Origin of the sequence: Eggerthella sp. BIOML-A4, from assembly GCF_009875575.1 — a bacterium.
Lineage (GTDB): Bacteria > Actinomycetota > Coriobacteriia > Coriobacteriales > Eggerthellaceae > Eggerthella > Eggerthella lenta.
The window spans coordinates 17115-33726 of the sequence record NZ_WWRX01000007.1; the positions used below are offsets into that span (position 1 = coordinate 17115).

14 protein-coding genes are annotated in these 16612 nt (G+C 63.3%); 7 read left to right on the forward strand and 7 right to left on the reverse strand.

Annotated features, from left to right (window positions below):
* Nucleotides 1–86: 86 nt before the first annotated feature.
* The 3 genes from GT613_RS08240 to GT613_RS08250 all read left to right on the forward strand — a co-directional run bounded on the left by GT613_RS08240 (nt 87) and on the right by GT613_RS08250 (nt 4477).
* Nucleotides 87–1838, forward strand: a complete 1752-nt coding sequence (locus GT613_RS08240; RefSeq protein ID WP_009305274.1) for an FAD-dependent oxidoreductase — start codon at nt 87–89, stop codon at nt 1836–1838.
* A gap of 562 nt (nt 1839–2400) precedes the next feature.
* Nucleotides 2401–3195 (forward strand): ZIP family metal transporter, encoded by a 795-nt coding sequence (locus GT613_RS08245; protein WP_009305273.1) that lies wholly within the window; start codon nt 2401–2403, stop codon nt 3193–3195.
* Between the two features lie 109 nt (nt 3196–3304).
* On the forward strand, nt 3305–4477 hold the full coding sequence (locus GT613_RS08250; RefSeq protein WP_015761453.1) for an iron-containing alcohol dehydrogenase: 1173 nt from the start codon (nt 3305–3307) through the stop codon (nt 4475–4477).
* 570 nt (nt 4478–5047) lie between these two features.
* Here the strand turns inward: GT613_RS08250 and GT613_RS08255 are convergent.
* From GT613_RS08255 to GT613_RS08275, 5 genes are all read right to left on the reverse strand, one after another.
* Nucleotides 5048–5746 carry an LrgB family protein gene (locus GT613_RS08255; RefSeq protein ID WP_009305271.1) on the reverse strand — a complete coding sequence of 233 codons (699 nt, stop codon included), beginning with the start codon at nt 5744–5746 and terminating at the stop codon, nt 5048–5050.
* 5 nt (nt 5747–5751) lie between these two features.
* On the reverse strand, nt 5752–6255 hold the full coding sequence (locus tag GT613_RS15650) for a CidA/LrgA family protein (protein ID WP_009305270.1): 504 nt from the start codon (nt 6253–6255) through the stop codon (nt 5752–5754).
* Between the two features lie 221 nt (nt 6256–6476).
* The gene (locus GT613_RS08265) at nt 6477–6845 is read right to left on the reverse strand and encodes a phage holin family protein (RefSeq protein WP_009305269.1); all 369 of its coding nucleotides are present in this window, start codon (nt 6843–6845) and stop codon (nt 6477–6479) included.
* A gap of 153 nt (nt 6846–6998) precedes the next feature.
* Nucleotides 6999–8501: a basic amino acid/polyamine antiporter gene (locus GT613_RS08270; RefSeq protein ID WP_035584683.1), complete on the reverse strand. Its 1503-nt coding sequence runs from the start codon at nt 8499–8501 to the stop codon at nt 6999–7001.
* Nucleotides 8502–8762: 261 nt separating this feature from the next.
* Complete coding sequence (locus tag GT613_RS08275) at nt 8763–9539, reverse strand: dimethylarginine dimethylaminohydrolase family protein (protein ID WP_015761450.1); 777 nt, start codon at nt 9537–9539, stop codon at nt 8763–8765.
* Nucleotides 9540–9840: 301 nt separating this feature from the next.
* Here GT613_RS08275 and GT613_RS08280 point away from each other — a divergent pair, with 301 nt between their 5' ends.
* The 4 genes from GT613_RS08280 to tilS are packed head-to-tail and all read left to right on the forward strand — an operon-like array spanning nt 9841 to nt 15554.
* Nucleotides 9841–10491, forward strand: a complete 651-nt coding sequence (locus GT613_RS08280; protein ID WP_035584686.1) for a GntR family transcriptional regulator — start codon at nt 9841–9843, stop codon at nt 10489–10491.
* Complete coding sequence (gene rlmD, locus GT613_RS08285) at nt 10469–11785, forward strand: 23S rRNA (uracil(1939)-C(5))-methyltransferase RlmD (protein ID WP_057385074.1); 1317 nt, start codon at nt 10469–10471, stop codon at nt 11783–11785. The genes GT613_RS08280 and rlmD overlap by 23 nt, the downstream gene beginning before the upstream one ends.
* Entirely contained in the window at nt 11782–14439 is a 2658-nt protein-coding gene (locus GT613_RS08290; protein WP_009609097.1) for an EAL domain-containing protein, read from the forward strand. Before rlmD ends, GT613_RS08290 begins: the two co-directional genes overlap by 4 nt.
* Nucleotides 14439–15554, forward strand: a complete 1116-nt coding sequence (gene tilS, locus GT613_RS08295) for a tRNA lysidine(34) synthetase TilS (protein WP_114551709.1) — start codon at nt 14439–14441, stop codon at nt 15552–15554. Before GT613_RS08290 ends, tilS begins: the two co-directional genes overlap by 1 nt.
* A gap of 6 nt (nt 15555–15560) precedes the next feature.
* Here the strand turns inward: tilS and GT613_RS08300 are convergent, their stop codons facing one another.
* Nucleotides 15561–16175 carry a zeta toxin family protein gene (locus GT613_RS08300; protein WP_114551700.1) on the reverse strand — a complete coding sequence of 205 codons (615 nt, stop codon included), beginning with the start codon at nt 16173–16175 and terminating at the stop codon, nt 15561–15563.
* Nucleotides 16175–16558, reverse strand: a complete 384-nt coding sequence (locus GT613_RS08305) for a helix-turn-helix domain-containing protein (protein WP_009305261.1) — start codon at nt 16556–16558, stop codon at nt 16175–16177. Before GT613_RS08305 ends, GT613_RS08300 begins: the two co-directional genes overlap by 1 nt.
* Between the last annotated feature and the right edge of the window lie 54 nt (nt 16559–16612).

A 16612-nucleotide genomic window follows, 5' to 3' on the forward strand; every position in this document is an offset into this window, starting at 1 on the left:
TCGAAGCTGCTTTCTTGCGATGCGGCTCGGTACGTAAGATGGGGATGCCTGCAAGGGGCAGGTATCTAACCAGGAGGGAGCACATCATGGGAAAGCAACAAAGATTCTCGCGTCGTGATTTTCTGAAGTTCGGAGCGGTGGGTGCGGCCGGAGCAGCGGCAGCGGGCATCGTGGGCTGCACGCCCAGCGGCGGCGCGACCGACGAGGCGAAGGCTGCATCGCCCGCAATGGACGGCGCGATCAACTCGTCCGACGCGGTGCTCAAGCTGACCGACGGCATGCCGAAGTGGTCGTTCATGATTCCGCCTGAGCCCGTTCCCGATGATCAGATCACCGAGACGGTGGAGAACGACATCATCGTGGTGGGCGGCGGCATGTCCGGCTTCACCACGGCTGTGTCGGCGGCCGAGCAGGGCGCGAAGGTGACGCTGTTCTCGGCGGCCAGCGCTCCTATCTCTCGCGGCGGCTCGAACTACGCGAAGAACTCGAAGGTGATGGAAGAGCTGGGCATCGAGCCGTTCGATCCAGTGCCGTTCTACTATCACGAGATGCGTGCCGCCTCGTTCGCCGTCGACCAGCAGAAGTGGATGCGCGGCTATAACGAGTCCGAAGAGGCTATGAACTGGATGATCGACATCGCCCGCGAGAGCGGCCTGCAGGTCATCATGGAGCGCGACAACACGTTCGACCTGGGGCCGAACTACGCGCACGCCTTCTCCACCGAGGGCAACAGCGCCATGGTGTCGACGGGCCAGCAGGGCGCCGTGGAGGCGCTCGAAGCAAAGGCGCAGAAGCTGGGCGTGGAGATTATCTACGACACGAAGGCCGAGCAGCTCATCCGGGAGGACGACAACAAGGGCCGCGTGACGGGCGTTATCGCTTCGAAGATGGCCGACGGCAGCTATGTGAAGTTCGTCGCGAAGCAGGCTGTGGTGCTGGCCACGGGCGACTTCTCCAACGACAAGGAGATGCTGGCCGCGTACTGCCCGATGGTGCTGCCGCTAGTGGGTTACGAGCAGGGAGAGATCGACTACAACACCAGCTTCAACCTCACCGGCATCTACGGCGGCGACGGTCAGAAGATGGGCCTGTGGGTTGGTGCGGCGTGGCAGCATGCGTATCCGAACGCGCCCATGATGCAGGGCGCCTGGGGCGGCAGCCACGAGCCGTGCGGCTTCCACATGGGTTTGAATGTGAACATGAACACCGAGCGTTACCAGCGCGAGGATATTTCGGCGCCTTACAGCTCGAATCACCTGTTGTCTCAGCCGGGCAACGTAGCGTATGGCATCTGGACGGCGAATTATCCGCAAGCCATCCTGGACAAGGGGCACGAGTGGTATTCGTTCGGCATGGATTACACCTTGCCCCCGCTTACTCCCGACGAGTTGGTGGCCATGTGGGACGCAGGTGTGGAGACGGGAGCGTACTTCAAGGCCGACACGTTGGACGATCTGGCTAAGCAGTTGGGCTTGGACGCTGCGAAGCTCAAAGAGGTGGTCGCGCGCTACAACGAGCTGTGCGACAAGGGCGTGGACGAGGACTTCTACAAGAATCCCGACTTCCTCGTGAAGATAGACGAGGCGGGCCCCTTCTACGCGGCGCAGAACTACGCGATGTTCATGACTGTTATGGGCGGTCTGCGAACGAGCAAGGACATGGAGGTGTGCGACGAGAACGACCAGCCCATCCCCGGCTTGTTCAACGTCGGCGCTATGGTGGGCGATATGTACGCCAACACGTACAACTTCGCTATACCGGGTAACAGCTACGGCATCAACTGCCTCACGTTCGGGTATCTGCTCGGGCGTGACCTTGCGGCCGGGAAGTTTGCGTAGCCGACCAGAAACGGAGGCGTGACAACGCGGTGACGATTGGCAACGATTTGGTTGTTCACCTGCACAAAAACGCTTCTGAGGGTTCGCAAACCGAACAAAAGAGCGTACAATCGGCGTTGTCCGACAGTTGATAAAAAAATCGCAATACGAACGAATAAAGACTATCTTCGCCAAGTAAACAGTCTCGTGAGGTATTGCTACGAACATCGTGTGAGCGGTGGGCTAGTAGGCTTTCAGCCAAGCGGTACTGTCGGTATTCCTTTCGATGAGGCCGGGGAGCATCCCCGGCCTCGTTGCGTCGGGGGGGGGCTCCGCTGCAAGCCCCCCCATCATCGCCCGAAAAACACGCTCCACGCGCTGAGGCGTGTTTTTCGGGCGATGATGGGGTCCCGTGCGCTGGCAGCTTCAAGTTGACGCTGAGGGAAAGCATCGCGTGCGCGATCGATTATTGTCGTACACTGTGGATTGATACAAGGACACGGCTCTGCGCGATGCCGTCGGTTTCCCCGATTCCGTGCGACGCGCCGATGGACACGAACGAGTGAATACGATAGGAGCAAGCATGCAAACTGCTTTGCTGTGGGCTGCCGGCGGGACCGGCTTCACCTTCTTGATGACCACGTTGGGCGCTGCGTCGGTTTTTCTGTTTCGCAAGCGCAACAGCATGGTGTTTCAGCGGATATTCCTAGGATTCGCGGCTGGCGTAATGATAGCGGCGTCTGTGTGGTCGTTGCTGATTCCCGCCATCGAGCGCGCGGAGGAAGCGGGGCAGGTCGGGTGGATTCCCGCTGCGGGTGGATTCGCCATCGGCGTGGCGTTCCTCATGGTGCTGCACCAGCTGTTGCCGCACCTGCATCCGGGCGAGAGCAAGCCCGAGGGCCTGCCCAGCAAATGGGATCGTCCCACGCTCCTGTTCACGGCCGTCACGTTGCATAATATCCCCGAAGGCATGAGCGTTGGCCTACTGTTCGCCATGGCTGCCCAGAACGGCGGCGACCCCGCCATGTTCGGCATGGCCGTGGCGCTGGCTATCGGCATCGGTATCCAGAACGTGCCCGAGGGCGCAGCAGTGGCGCTGCCCATGCTGCAGGAGGGCATGAGCGCACCGAAGGCGTTCGCATTGGGAGCGCTGTCGGGTTTGGCTGAGCCGGTGTTCGGCATCCTCGTGGTGCTGTTCGCCGGGCTCATCTCGCCGTACATGCCGTGGATGCTGGCGTTCTCAGCCGGTGCCATGATGTACGTTGTGGTGGAGGAGCTTATCCCCGAGGCGCATCTGGGCGAGCACTCCAACGCCGGCACGCTGGGCGTGATGGCCGGCTTCCTGGTCATGATGATCCTGGACGTGGCGCTGGGCTAGAGGCGCGGTGCAGGATGCTCTTTCTTGGAGACGCTGCTGGTAGTACTATGTGATACGTTGCACCACGAACAATCAACATGACGTGAACGCATGGCGGAAAGGAACGTCTATGGAGAACTTCGAATTCGTGTCGCCGACCCACTTCGTGTTCGGAAAGGGCGCTGAAGAGCAGGTGGGAAGCAAGCTGGCCGAGTGCGGTGCGCGTACGGTGCTGCTGCACTTCGGCGGCCAGAGCGCCGTGAAAAGCGGCCTGATCGACCGCGTGAAGGCATCGTTGGATGCACAGGGCATCAAGCACGTGGAGCTGGGCGGCGTGCGTCCGAACCCCGAGATCACGCTTGCTCGCGAAGGCATCGCGCTGTGCAAGGAGCACGATGTCGACTGGGTGCTGGCCGTGGGCGGAGGCTCGGTCATCGACTCGGCGAAGGCCATCGCCGTGGGCGCGCACTACGACGGGGACGTGTGGGATTTCTTCGAGACGAAGCGGCCGACGGACGACGTGCTGCCCATCGCCGTGGTGCTCACCATCCCGGCTGCCGGCAGCGAGGCGTCGAAGAACACGGTGGTGTCGAACGACGCCTTGCAGATGAAGTCGGGCTACGCGAACAACGCCCAGCGCCCGAAGCTGGCGTTCATGAATCCCGAGCTCACGTTCACGTTGCCTCCGTTCCAGACTGCTGCGGGCCTTACCGACATGTTCTGCCATCTGCTGGAGCGCTTCTTCGACGACGTGGGCGCGGTGCCGGTGACGGACAACCTGTGCCTGTCGCTTATGAAGACGGTGCGCGCCGAGGCGCCGCGCGTCATGGTGGATCCCGAGAACTACGATGCGCGCGCGAACGTGATGTGGGCCGGCATGTTGTGCCACCAGGGCCTCGCCGGCGTCGGCCGTCACGAGGACTGGGCGACGCACGGCCTGGAGCACGAATTGTCGGCCCTCTATCCCGAGATCACGCACGGCGCAGGCTTGGCCGTCATGTTCCCGGCCTGGATGGAGTTCGTCTACGATGCGAACCCGGCGCGCTTCGCCTACTACGGTCGCGAGGTGTTCGGACTGGCGCCTACGGGCGACGTGAACGCCGACGCGCTGTCGGCCATCGACGAGACGCGCTCGTTCTTCGCCTCGCTCGGCATGCCTATCACGCTCGCGGAGCTCGACGTGGAGGAAGACGACATCGAGAAGCTCATCCCCACGCTCAAAGAGAACAAGGGCGAGCCCTTCGGCAGCTTCAAGAAGCTCACCATGGACGATGCCCGCGAGATCTATAGGATCGCGTTGTAACGGCGCTTGCTTTTGCGCCGCCCGTTCGTATAATAGAGGCGAGCCGCAGGGAGCTCTAACTCCCCACGGCTCTCGAATCGCTTCGGCGGTTTGGCTACTTGGTTACGGCTCCTTGTCCTTGCGGATCGGGAGCCGTTCCGCTATTGCTGTCAAGAACCCCAGCAAGCTGGAAGCGAACTCAAGGATCGCCGCTATCAAGGCCAAAACGGTCATGGCGTCCACCTCCCTCCGTGCGGTCCCTCGCTCGGGAGCATCTGGTGGAAAGGGGTGTGGTGCCGCGCCGCCTCTGCGCTTCGTACCTCTTAGTATAGCGACCGCGTATCATGCGCAGATGGCGCGCATCCAGCGCGGATCTTCCTCGATCTCGCGCGCGTCCGACGCGCTTGCCACGCGGATTCCACGTTTCTCGCCGGCGTTTCCGACGCGGTTTCCACGCGAATGCGATGCGAGGCTAGCTCATATACGAAGCGGTTGCGCGCAAAGTTCGCAAGCGAGGCGTTCATCTGCGAAAACGAAAGGGCGTCTCACGCGAAGCATTCGTGCCGCTTGCCGCGGAGAGGTGGCGTCTTCCTATAGAAAACAGCTTGCGACGATGACGATGGCGGTGGTCAGCAGACCTGACACGGCGATGGAGACGCCGCTCATGGCGCCTTCGAGCTCGCCCATCTCAAGGGCCTTCGTCGTTCCCACCGCGTGGCTGCACGTTCCGATGGCCACGCCCTTGGCGATGCCGTCGCGCACGCGGAACAGACGCGCCATGAGCGGCGCGGTGATGGCGCCCAGGATGCCGGTGACGATGACGGCGGCCACCGTGATGGACGTGATGCCGCCCAGCTGCTGCGATACCGCGATGGCGATGGGTGTGGTCACCGACTTCGGGATGAACGACAGCGCAAGCGCATCGTCGAGCCCCAGCAGCTTGCACAGCGCGTAGGCGCTAGCCATGGACACCACCGAGCCTACAAGGCAGCCCGCGAAGATGGGAACGAAGTGCTCCTTGAGCGTCTGGCGCTGCCGGTACACCGAGTATGCCAGCGCCACGGTGGCCGGTCCTAACAGAAACGAGATGAGCTGCACGCTCTGCTCGTAGGAATCCAGGGGGATGCGCAGCGCCACGAGCGCCGCGATGATGAACGCGACGGTAACCAGCAGGGGATTGAGCAGCGGCGACTTCACGCGCTCGTACAGCAGCACGGAAAGCTTGAACACTGCGAACGAGGCGACGGTTCCCACTGCGAGTGTCAGTGCGAGTTGCGCTATGCCGTCCATCGCGCCTACGCCTCCTCGTCGGCGACGCGGGCGACGCCTGTCGCATCGACGCGCTTCGCCGTCAGCCGAGACACGAGCATCACCGTGTACGACGTGGCCAAGAACACGATCACCGTGGTGATTACGCATACGAGCGCGAACTTCAGCGCGTTGCCCTCCAAAAGGGAGACGCAGCCCATGATGGCCACGCCGGCGGGAATGAAGAACAGCGACATGTTGTCCAGCAGGCAGTCGCAGGCGTCGCCCACATGCCGCGCTTTCAGCAGACCCGTGCCCAGCAGTACCAACAGCAGCACCATGCCCACGATGTTGCCCGGAAGTCGGACAGGAAGCACGCTTGCGATCGCGCATCCCGCACCGTACACGGCAACCACCAGGGCGAGCTGCGCGGCGAAGCGCGCTCCTCGCTTGCCCGCCCGTCCTGCTTTCGCGCGCCAAGAGACATCGCCATGAGCAGGTGCGGACGCGCACCCGGAGACGCCTGAGACGGCGTCGGTCTGCTGTTTCACGATTCCAATCCTCACGTGTATGCGGGCGCACGCGCCGCTTTGCTTGTGCGCCTGCCCAATTTTTGCCGCGCCCATTGTACGGCGGTTGTCGTGTTTGCGTGCGATCTGCGCTCAGAATTCACGCAAACGACCCTTCCGATCGTTTCGGAGCGCTCTCGAACCAAAGAAAGCGGCACCGCCGAAACCGACGGTGCCGCTTGCAGGTGGTTGCGATCCGGATGCTAGTCCTTGCCTACCAATGCGTTCACCAGCGCCGATACGATGCTGATGACGATGGAGGCCACGAACGCGCTGCCGAACGAGTCGATGACCAGTCCCACTTGGAAGATCCCGTTGGCCAGCCATGCCGCGATGTACAGCATGAGCGTGTTCACCACCAGGTAGAAGATGCCCAGCGTGATCACGCTGATGGGAAGGCTGAGCACCTGCATGATGGGCTTGATGCTGATGTTGATCAGCGACAGGATCAAGCCGAAGATGGCGATGCCCACCCACGCGTCGGTGCCGCCGAGCAGATCCATGCCCGGAACGATCCACACCGCAACGCCCACGGCGATAGCGGTGACGAGCCAGCGGATGATGAAGTTCATGGGACGCTCCTTGACGTGCGACGATATATCCGTATCACTGTAGCACGCTGAAAGCGAGACGGAAAACATCGGTCATGGAGCCGTAACCCAACGAACGGCGCCGACCCGCGCGTATGCGCCGCCTGCGCGAGCGAGCAGGCGGCGCAGTGGGAGCTACAGCACCTGTATCGTCCCGGTGGCCATGAGGGCGATCGATACCGCCATGAGCACCACGATGACGGCGGCTATCGCCTTGTCCGCCATGTTTGGCAGTATCTTCTCGCCGCGTTCGCGCTGGCCCATGGCATATACGATGATGCCGGGAGCGAACAGGATAGTGGTGATCATGATTCCCACCAGCCCGGCCGCCCACACGAGGAACACCGTGTACACGAAGCCGACGGTGCCGAACACGCGGGCTTTCTTCACCTGCTCGGGCGTCAGGTGCTCGCGCTTCCAGGCGATCTTCATGTAGTAGGCCGCCGAGCACACGTAGGGGATGAGGATGGTGGACACGGCGCACGCGTAGAAGAATTGGTACGTGGACGACGAGAACACCGACACGATCAGGAACAGCTGCGTGATGCCGGCCGAGATGAGCACGGTGACGATGGGCGCTCCGTTCTTGTTCGTGCGCGCGAACGACTTCGGGAACACGCCCTGGCGCGCGGCTTCGAACGGCGTCTCGGCGGCGATGATCACGTAGCCCAGCATCGCGCCCAGAAGCGACAGCACCACGCCGAGGTTCACGATGCTCGCGCCGACAGGCCCGATGGCATGTTCGAGGATGCCCGCCATCGACGGGGTGGCCAGCTCGGCCATCTGCGCGCGCGGCATGACGCCCATGCTCTCCAGCGAGATGATGAGGTACAGCACGAACACCGAGATGAAGCCGATGACTGTGGCGCGGCCCACGTCGCGGGCGTATTTCGCGCGACCCGAGATGACCACGGCGCCTTCGATGCCGGTGAACACCCACACGAGCGCGATCATGGTGGACACGATTTGCGTGCCAAGGTCGGGCCCGCCCGCTTCGCCCCAGAAGTTCTCCATGAAGATGGCGGGGTCGAACTTGCCCAGCAGCGCGATGGACAGCACGAACAGCGCAAGCGGCACGAGCTTCGCGATGGTGACGATGACGTTGATGCCGGCCGCTTCCTTCACGCCGCGCGACACGAGCCACACGAGCAGCCACAGAAACGCCGACGCGCACACGCACGACAGCAGGTTGTTGCCGCTTTCAAACGGATGGAAGAAGTACCCCAGCGCCGAGAACAGCAGGATGGCGAACGACACGCTCGACAGGCACGCCGACACCCAGTAGCCCCATGCGGAGTTGAACCCGACGAAGTCGCCGAATCCGGCTGCCGCGTAGGCGTAGATGCCGCCGGTGAGATCGGGGCGGGCCTGCGACAGCCCGTTGAAGCACATCATGAGCGAGAACACGCCCACGAAGCAGATGGCCCAGCTGATGAGCACGGCGCCGGTGCTGGCGCCTCCGGCGGCCATGTCGCCGGCCAGCGCGAAGATGCCTCCGCAGATGCTGGCCGTGATCACCATCATGGTGAGGCGGAACAGATCGAGGCCGTTCGGGTCGATGATCTGACCTTTGTCGCGGGAGGCTCCTGCGCTGGCGGCGAGGCTCCCGTCGAGGGTTTCAGAGGCAGCGTTCGACATAGCCCCTCCTTTATCTGGGGGTCGAAGGGAATGCTGACGCAGGGCACGGCAAGGTGCGAGCGTCGGAAATGCAACGGCGCGCCGGGCAAGTGCCGCAGCGCGCCGTATGCGGCGATGTAAAAACGGAGGAGACGAGCTGTTTGTGACGAGTCGGATAGCCGTGAAGGTTCTGGGGGTTTGAGCTAGCGAACAATCCAGTGAATTGTTCGCTAGCGCTTTTCCCGGCCGAGCGGTCGGGGGCCGGGTGCGAAAGCCCCCAGGTTAGAAGCGCAGCGACAGGCAGCTCAGGCCGCCGTCCAGCTTGCGGTACTCGGACGTATCGACGGTGATCGTCTCGTAGCCGGCGTCTTGCACGGCCTTCAGCACGGTGGGATAGCCCTCGGGCACGATGACGGTGCCGTTCACCCAGATGCAGTTCGCGGCGTACGCCTCGTCCTCGGGGATCTCGATGCGGTTGTACTGCTCGAAGTCGGGCTTCGTCACGAACTCGCCGGACACCAGCATGTTGCCGTCCTCCAGGTAGTTCACGCCGGTCTTCAGGTGCAGGACCTTCTCCAGCTTCACTTCGGAACCCTCGAGGCCCCAGCCTTCCAGGATCTCGCAGAACTGGCGGATGCCCTCTTCGTTCGTGCGGGCGGACTGGCCCACGTAGAAATGGTCGCCCACCATCATGACGTCGCCGCCGTCCAGCGTGCCCGGGCTCACGATGCGCTTCACGTGCTCGTCGTCGAAGAACTGGCGCACGGCAGGCTCGATCTCGTCCTTCTCGCCGTTGCGGCTGTCGGCGCCCGGGTTCGTGATGATGGCACCGCAGCGCGTGATGACTGCGGGATCCTCGACGAAGCAGGAGTCGGGGAACTGCTCGAGGGCGGGCAGGACGGTCACTTCGACGCCGCACTCCTTGAGGGCCGCGATGTAGTCGTCATGCTGCTTGAGGGCTTTCTCGTAATCAGGCTTGCCGAGTTCGGGCGCGGAGGTGATGCCCTCGACCATGGACTTGGCGGGGCGGCGGACGATGACGTTGGAGAACTTGGTCATGACGGATCCTTTCGTGAGAGATCATTTCCGTTTGCTTCCTATGGCGCATATTGTATTCTGTATATTGTATACAATCAAGAGGAAACGGGAAGTTTTTCGGAGTTGTTGAAAAGGGGATGGTGGGTCTCATTTGGCGACGGCGAGGGGCACGCCGGCCCTCGAATTCCCTCGGGCGATGATGCGTGTCGGAATGCGAGCGCGAATGCGGCAGAACCTCCGTGCATGCGGGGCAAGCGCGCGAATGCGCCGTAGTGCTTGTGGTATATTGGCATACACGAAGGCCGTACGACAGGCGGATGAAATGACGAACGAATACCGTTCCCTCAAAGACCATGTATACAACCACATCGTCGACCTGATCGACGGCGGAACCCTGGCCGACGATCACAAGATCAGCGAGCAGCAGATATGCGATGCGCTCGGCGTCAGCCGCACGCCTGTGCGCGAGGCGCTCATCCAGCTGGCCGCCGACGGTTACTTGGAGAACGTGCCGCGCAAGGGCTTCTACGTCAAGCGCGTGACGGAGGACAGCGCCCGCGAAATCGTGGAGATCATCGGCCCGCTGGACGGCCGCGCCGCGCTGTTGGCCGTGGGCGACATGACCGACGACGACATCGCGCAGCTGCAGTTCTTGCACGGTTCCATGCAGCTGGCCATCGAGAAGGGCCTCTACAAGAAATACGACGACCTGCAGCACGACTTCCACGACTGCTATGTGTGCAAGTGCGGCAATTCGCGCCTGGTAGGGCTGATTCACCAGATGAACCGCTACTTCATGAAGCGGGAGTACGCCAACGTGGGCGCCGACGAGCTGGACGGCCTGCTGCGCAAGGCCAACGAAGAGCATGCGGAAATCGTCAGGCTCTTCGAGCTGCGCGACGGCGAAGAGCTGCAACGGTTTATTCGCGACGTACATTGGAGCATCGACAATGCCAAGTTCCTCGTCTGGTAGCGCCCAACCCGCGCAGCGTTCCACGCAGAAAGCGCCCGTCTGTCCCGTCGAGCGCGAGTGCGGCGCCTGCCAGCACGTGGGCGTTCCGTACGCGCAGCAGCTCGCAAGCAAGGACACGCGTGTGGCCGAGCTGTTCGCCGACGTGGCCGACGCGTCCGCGTTGCGGCCCATCCTGGGCATGGACGAGCCGTACTACTATCGCAACAAGGTGGTGTCCCCCTACGCGCCCGGCCGCAAGCTGCAAGGCTCCGCGAACGCTCGGGCGGGGAAGGGGCGCGACGCGCGCGGCGGCCGCGACGGCAAGCGCGCCCAGAAGCCGCGCCGCGAGATCCTCTGCGGCATGTACGCGGCCGGATCGCACCGCATCGTCCCCACCGACGGCTGTCTCATCGAGAACGAAGAGGCCAAGCGCATCATCCGCACGGTCCGCGACCTCATGCCGCGCTTCGGTATCGAGCCGTACCGCGAGGATTCCGGCACGGGCTTCCTGCGCCACGCCGTGGTGCGCGTGGGACATACCAGCGGCGAGATCCTGGTCACGCTGGTCACGAACGGCCGCGCTTTCCCCGCATCGCGCGCGTTCTGCCGAGAGCTGGTGCGCCGCTGCCCTCGCATCACGTCGGTCGTGCAGAACGTGAACGAGCGCCAGACCAACGTAATTCTCGGCGAGCGCGAGCAGACGCTGTACGGTCCGGGCTTCATCCTGGACAAGCTGTGCGGGCTGAGCTTTCGCATCTCGTCGCAGTCGTTCTACCAGGTGAATGCCGTGCAGACCGAGGTGCTGTACGAGCGCGCCATCGACCTGGCCGGCTTCACCGGCTCTGAAACGGCCATCGACGCCTACTGCGGCACCGGCACCATTGGTCTGGTGGCCGCCAAGCGCGGCGCGCGCCAGGTGATCGGCGTGGACACGGTGGCGTCGGCCGTGCGCGACGCGCGCGAGAACGCGAAGCACAACGGCGTGGAGAACGCTCGGTTCGCGGTGGGCGATGCAGGGGCGTTCATGCGCGAGCGCGCCGCCGCAGGCGATGCTGTGGACGTGCTGCTGATGGATCCGCCGCGCGCCGGGTCGAGCGAGGAGTTCCTCGCGGCCGCAGTGACGCTGGCGCCCCGGCGCATCGTCTACATCTCGTGCAACCCGACTACGCAGGTGCGCGACCTGGCCTTTTTGCGCCAGCGCGGCTATGCCGTTCGCACGGTGCAGCCGGTCGACATGTTCCCTCATACGGATCACATCGAGACGATCGCGCTGGTGGAGCGCGTCGAGGGCTTCTTTGAAAGGAGCGACCGATGAGCGATTGCGATATTCGTCAGTCGTCGAACGATGAGCCTGACGAAGCGGTTCCGAGGATGCGGCACGACGCGCCGCTCGCGGTCGACGGGAGCCATGGCGGCTCCACCGATCTGCGCAGCTTCGTGTTCGATACGGTTCTCGAAGGCATGCGCACGAGCATCTACGTGACTGATCCGAAGACGGATCGCATTCTTTATATGAACGGGTTCATGAAGCACGATTACGGCGTGGAGGATCCGGAGGGCAAGGTGTGCTGGCAGGTGCTGCAGCGCGGCTTGACCGAGCGATGCGCCTTCTGCCCGGTTGACGAGCTTCTAAGCTGCGGCGACGAAGTTCCATTGGTGGAGTGGGACGAGGAAAGCCCCATGACGGGGCGCACGTACCGCAACTACGACAGCCTGGTGACCTGGGTCGACGGGTCGCGTGTGCATTTGCAGCAGTCGGTGGACATCACGGCGCTCGTTTCTGCGAACACCGACGAACTGACCGGGATGCTGTCGCGCCGAGCCGGTAAGGAGCGGCTGGGCATCTCGCTTGCGCGGGCTGCGGTCGAGGGCGAGCAGGTGTCCGTCGTTCTATACGACATCAACCGGCTGAAGGATGTGAACGATCTTCATGGCCATGCCGAGGGAGATTACCTGATCCGTTCGGCTGCGAACGCCGTACGATGCGAATTCGGTCCCAACGATTACGGGTTCCGCTTGAGCGGCGACGAGTTCGTGTGCGTATTCCTAGGCGACGCGGCTTCCACGCGCGTCAAGATCGAGCGCGCACGCGCTGCGCTCTCCGCGACTCCGCGCCGTACCGAGCCTCCCTACGAGATGGGTTTCTGCTTCGGCATCGCAGAGGCGGACCCCGAAGCGCCGCTGGAGTTGTACGAGGTGCTGGCCTTGGCGGACCGGCGTATGTACGAGGAGAAGCGACGTTTTCATATAGATCGCAACATCAACGCCCTGATCAGCGCTGAACGATCGGGCAGGGGGGTGTCGGTCGATCCGTGCTCGTTCTCGTACGATGAAAGCAAGCTGTACGACGCGCTGGTCGAGAGCACCGACGATTATCTGTACGTATGCAACATGAGAACCGGCGTGTTCCGCTACCCGCGCGCTATGGTGGAAGAGTTCGACCTTCCCTCCGAGGTGGTGGAAAACGCGGCGGCCGTGTGGGGTTCGAAGGTGCATCCTGACGACAAGCAGGCGTTCCTCGAATCGAACCAGGAAGTCGCCGATGCGCGCACGACGCGCCATTGGGTGGAGTATCGCGCCATCAACCGCAAAGGCGAATGGGTGCGTCTGCGATGCCGCGGCCGGCTCATCCTCGACGCGAAGGGAAAGCCGCTGCTGTTCGCCGGGTTCATCACGAACCTGGGAAAGAAGAGCAAGGTCGACCCGCTGACCGGTCTTTTCAACAAGTTCGAGTTCGAGGACGACGTGCGTCGTCGTATGGAGACGATGCAGAGCGCGCGGATCAGCCTCATGGTGCTGGGTATCGACGACTTGCGGCACATCAACGACCGCTACGACCGTGCATTCGGCGATGAGGTCATTCGGTTCGTGGCGCAGCGCATCCAAAGCTCGCTGCCCGAGGACGCGCGCGTGTACCGTCTGGACGGCGACGAGTTCGCCGTGATCGTCGATGACGATGTCGACGTGCTGCGCAGCGCATACGCGCAGCTAGGCGGTATGTTTCAGCGACAGCACGATCATGAGGGCCGCAAGTTCTATTGCACGCTGTCCGGCGGCATCGCGCAATATCCCGGCGATGCCGAAACGTACGAGAGCCTCGTGAAGTACGCCAATTACGCGTTGGAACACGCGAAAGGGCATGGGAAGAAGCGCTGCGTAAACTTCTCGCAGCCTATTCTGGCCGAGCGCGTGCGCGAGCTCGAGCTGATGGAGCTGCTACGGGACAGCGTGGAGAACGGCTTCAAGGGATTCAGCCTGTGCTACCAGCCTCAGGTGGAAGCTGCAACGGGTTGCGTCGTGGGAGCCGAGGCGCTTGCGCGTTGGCGTTGCGACGAGTATGGCGACTTGTCGCCGCTCGAGTTTATCCCGCTGCTCGAAGAGAGCGGTCTTATCGTTCCTGTGGGCACGTGGGTTCTGCAACATGCTGTGGACACCTGTAAACGATGGAGGAAGGCGATCCCCTCGTTTACCATGAGCGTGAACCTGTCGTATCGCCAACTTGACGAGGACGGTCTGGTTCCTCTTATCGTGGACACGTTGCGAGAGGCGGAGCTGCCTCCTGAGAGCCTCGTCGTGGAGATGACCGAAAGCCGTTTCGCCGACGACGCCCAGGTCACTCATGAGCTGTTCGATCAGCTGCGCATGCAAGGCGTGCGCGTGGCTATGGACGATTTCGGTACGGGCTACTCGTCGTTGGGCGTGTTGAAGACGTCGCCTGCCGACATCGTGAAAATCGACCGCGCGTTCATCCGCGATATCCAGACGAGCACGTTCGATGCCACGTTCATCAAGTTCGTGGTGGAATTGTGCCACGCCGTGGGCATCAGCGTGTGCCTCGAAGGCGTGGAGACCAACGAAGAATACGAAGTAGTGGGCGGCATGGGTCTCGATTATATCCAAGGCTTCCTGTTCGGTCGTCCTCTGCCAGAAGAAGAGTTCGAGCGGAGGTTCTTGGAGGGGAGGGCATGATGGCTGCTGTGCAAACGGAAACGCTGGTCGATCGGGCGGCGGCGGTGCTCTCGGCACGCCGCTTGGCCGATGCCGATACGCCGGCGCTGCTGATGGTGTCGGGCGGGTCGGATTCGACGGCGCTCGCGTATATCGCCTGCGAGTTGCGGGAACGCGGGGCGCTGGGGCAGCTTGCCATGCTGCACGTCAACCACCGGCTTCGGGGCGAGGATGCCGACGAGGACGCTCGCTTCGTCGCTCAGTTGGCCGAGCTGCTGGACGTTCCGCTGTTCTCGTGCGACATAGACATAGCGGGAGAGGCGCAGCGCACGGGCGAGAACGTGGAGGCGGTGGCCAGGCGTGAGCGTTACCTGGCGGCCAACGAAGCGCTCGAAAGCCTCTGCTTGCATGCGGCGACACCGCTTGCCGATGGACGCATCCTGACGGCGCACACGGCCGACGATCGCGTGGAGAGCTTCTACATGCGCTCCATCGTGGGCACGGGGCCGGGTGGGTTCCGCGCCATGAAGCACCGCAACGGGCCGGTGGTGCGCCCCCTGCTGGATGCGAGCCGCGAGGAGCTGCGCGCCTACATCGTGCGCCGCGAGCAGGATGGTGCGCCGGCGGCCTGCGACGACGAAGGCAACTTGTGGCGCGAGGACGCGACGAACGCGCACACCGACCGGTTCCGGGCCTACGTGCGCCATGAGATCGTCCCGCGTGCGAAAGAGCGCAACCCGCAGCTTCTGGAGGTGCTCGGCCGCACCATGAACCTCATTGCCGACGAGGACGATATGCTGGAGCGCATGGTGGATGGGCTGATGGCGGGCCACGTCGAAGCGCTCGGCGACGAGTACGACGCAGGTTGCGTGCTGGCGCCCGCATTCGGCGCCGAGCCGTTGCCCCTGCGCCGGCGCGCCGTGATGCGCGCGCTGCAGCTGATGCTGGGTCGCGACGCCCGCGTGGAGACGGCCTCGGTGGAGGCCGTGCTGGCCGCGTTCGACGACGAGACGGGCGGCAAGCCTCGCAGCGGCTACGTGGCCAACATCCAAGGCGATCTCGCCGTCAGCGCGAACAAGCGCGGCGTCCGCATAGAGCCCATGGCCGCCTACCGCGCCCGCCGAAAGCGCGGGTAGGTCGCGCTACGATCGTCTCCAAAGCGATTCGTCGGCGATGGCTTCGGGAAGCCATGCTCCCACTGACTTCGACGCGCCCCACCAAGCGAGCGTGTTGCGGTGCCACAGGGCGATGCGCTTGAACGCGACGGTGTTGTCCAATACGTGCGCCTCCTCGCAGTAGGGTAGCGCTTTGCTCAGACTCGCAAGCGACGCCCGGTACCGTTTTCGAACGAGCGCCTCATCTATATCGTGACCTCCCGCCTGCACGCGGCGTTCGATGCGTTGCAGGGCTATGCCTTCGTTTGCAAGGCCGATGTAGAACAGGAACACGCGGTATCCCTTCTCGCGTGCTTCGGCCATGGTGCGCAGGGCTCGATGGCCGGCCAGCGTTGTTTCCTGATTGAACGAGCGTCGTGCCGCCAGATGCTCGTCCACGCTGCGCAGCGCGATCCTGCCTGCGGCCACTTGATCCTGGCCGTTCGACCAGTCCCCGCCTTGCTCTCGGAGGATTTCGTCGGGGTTCACGCGCGCCATGGTGGCGGGCATCCCTCCCGTGCGCCAGAAATCGCTGCGGAACAGGGTGGATTTGCCTGCTCCGTTCACGCCGGCGAACACCACGTAGAACGGTTGCTCGCTCATCAGAAGACCCCTTGGCGAACGAGCTCCGACTGTTTGCGTTGGAGGAAGAAGTCGGCGACGGCGATGCGGAACGCGGCCTGCTCGGGGTCGTCGATCGCCGCTATCTCGGCAGCGCTCGGGCACGCTGCCAGATGGTCTTTGCATGCGCGATAGAGCTCGCTTGCTGCTGCGTGCGGCTTGCTGTCGTCTGCAGGGGACGGAACGTCCGCCTTGCGCGGACGGCCTGCGGACGGCCGGGTTGCGGCACGCTGCATCACGTCCTCCTCCCGGAGCGTCCACGTGCGTCCGACTTTCTGCGCCGGCAATGCTCCTTGTGCGATGAGCGCCCGCACCCGCGTTGGCGTGACCTGTAGGATTTCGGCGCTTTCGACGACCGACAGCATGCAACCTCCTTGGTTCTGCGCGAGCGGCATATGATCCGAGTATAGAATAATCAT

Coding starts and splice junctions, on each gene's coding strand:
- GT613_RS08270 (WP_035584683.1), bottom strand. CDS start 8,501: ATGTCGAACGCTGCCTCTGAAACCCTCGACGGGAGCCTCGCCGCCAGC.
- GT613_RS08250 (WP_015761453.1), top strand. CDS start 3,305: ATGGAGAACTTCGAATTCGTGTCGCCGACCCACTTCGTGTTCGGAAAG.
- GT613_RS08275 (WP_015761450.1), bottom strand. CDS start 9,539: ATGACCAAGTTCTCCAACGTCATCGTCCGCCGCCCCGCCAAGTCCATG.
- GT613_RS08290 (WP_009609097.1), top strand. CDS start 11,782: ATGAGCGATTGCGATATTCGTCAGTCGTCGAACGATGAGCCTGACGAA.
- rlmD (WP_057385074.1), top strand. CDS start 10,469: ATGCCAAGTTCCTCGTCTGGTAGCGCCCAACCCGCGCAGCGTTCCACG.
- GT613_RS08305 (WP_009305261.1), bottom strand. CDS start 16,558: ATGCTGTCGGTCGTCGAAAGCGCCGAAATCCTACAGGTCACGCCAACG.
- GT613_RS08245 (WP_009305273.1), top strand. CDS start 2,401: ATGCAAACTGCTTTGCTGTGGGCTGCCGGCGGGACCGGCTTCACCTTC.
- GT613_RS08280 (WP_035584686.1), top strand. CDS start 9,841: ATGACGAACGAATACCGTTCCCTCAAAGACCATGTATACAACCACATC.
- GT613_RS08255 (WP_009305271.1), bottom strand. CDS start 5,746: ATGGACGGCATAGCGCAACTCGCACTGACACTCGCAGTGGGAACCGTC.
- GT613_RS08240 (WP_009305274.1), top strand. CDS start 87: ATGGGAAAGCAACAAAGATTCTCGCGTCGTGATTTTCTGAAGTTCGGA.
- GT613_RS08300 (WP_114551700.1), bottom strand. CDS start 16,175: ATGAGCGAGCAACCGTTCTACGTGGTGTTCGCCGGCGTGAACGGAGCA.
- GT613_RS08265 (WP_009305269.1), bottom strand. CDS start 6,845: ATGAACTTCATCATCCGCTGGCTCGTCACCGCTATCGCCGTGGGCGTT.
- tilS (WP_114551709.1), top strand. CDS start 14,439: ATGGCTGCTGTGCAAACGGAAACGCTGGTCGATCGGGCGGCGGCGGTG.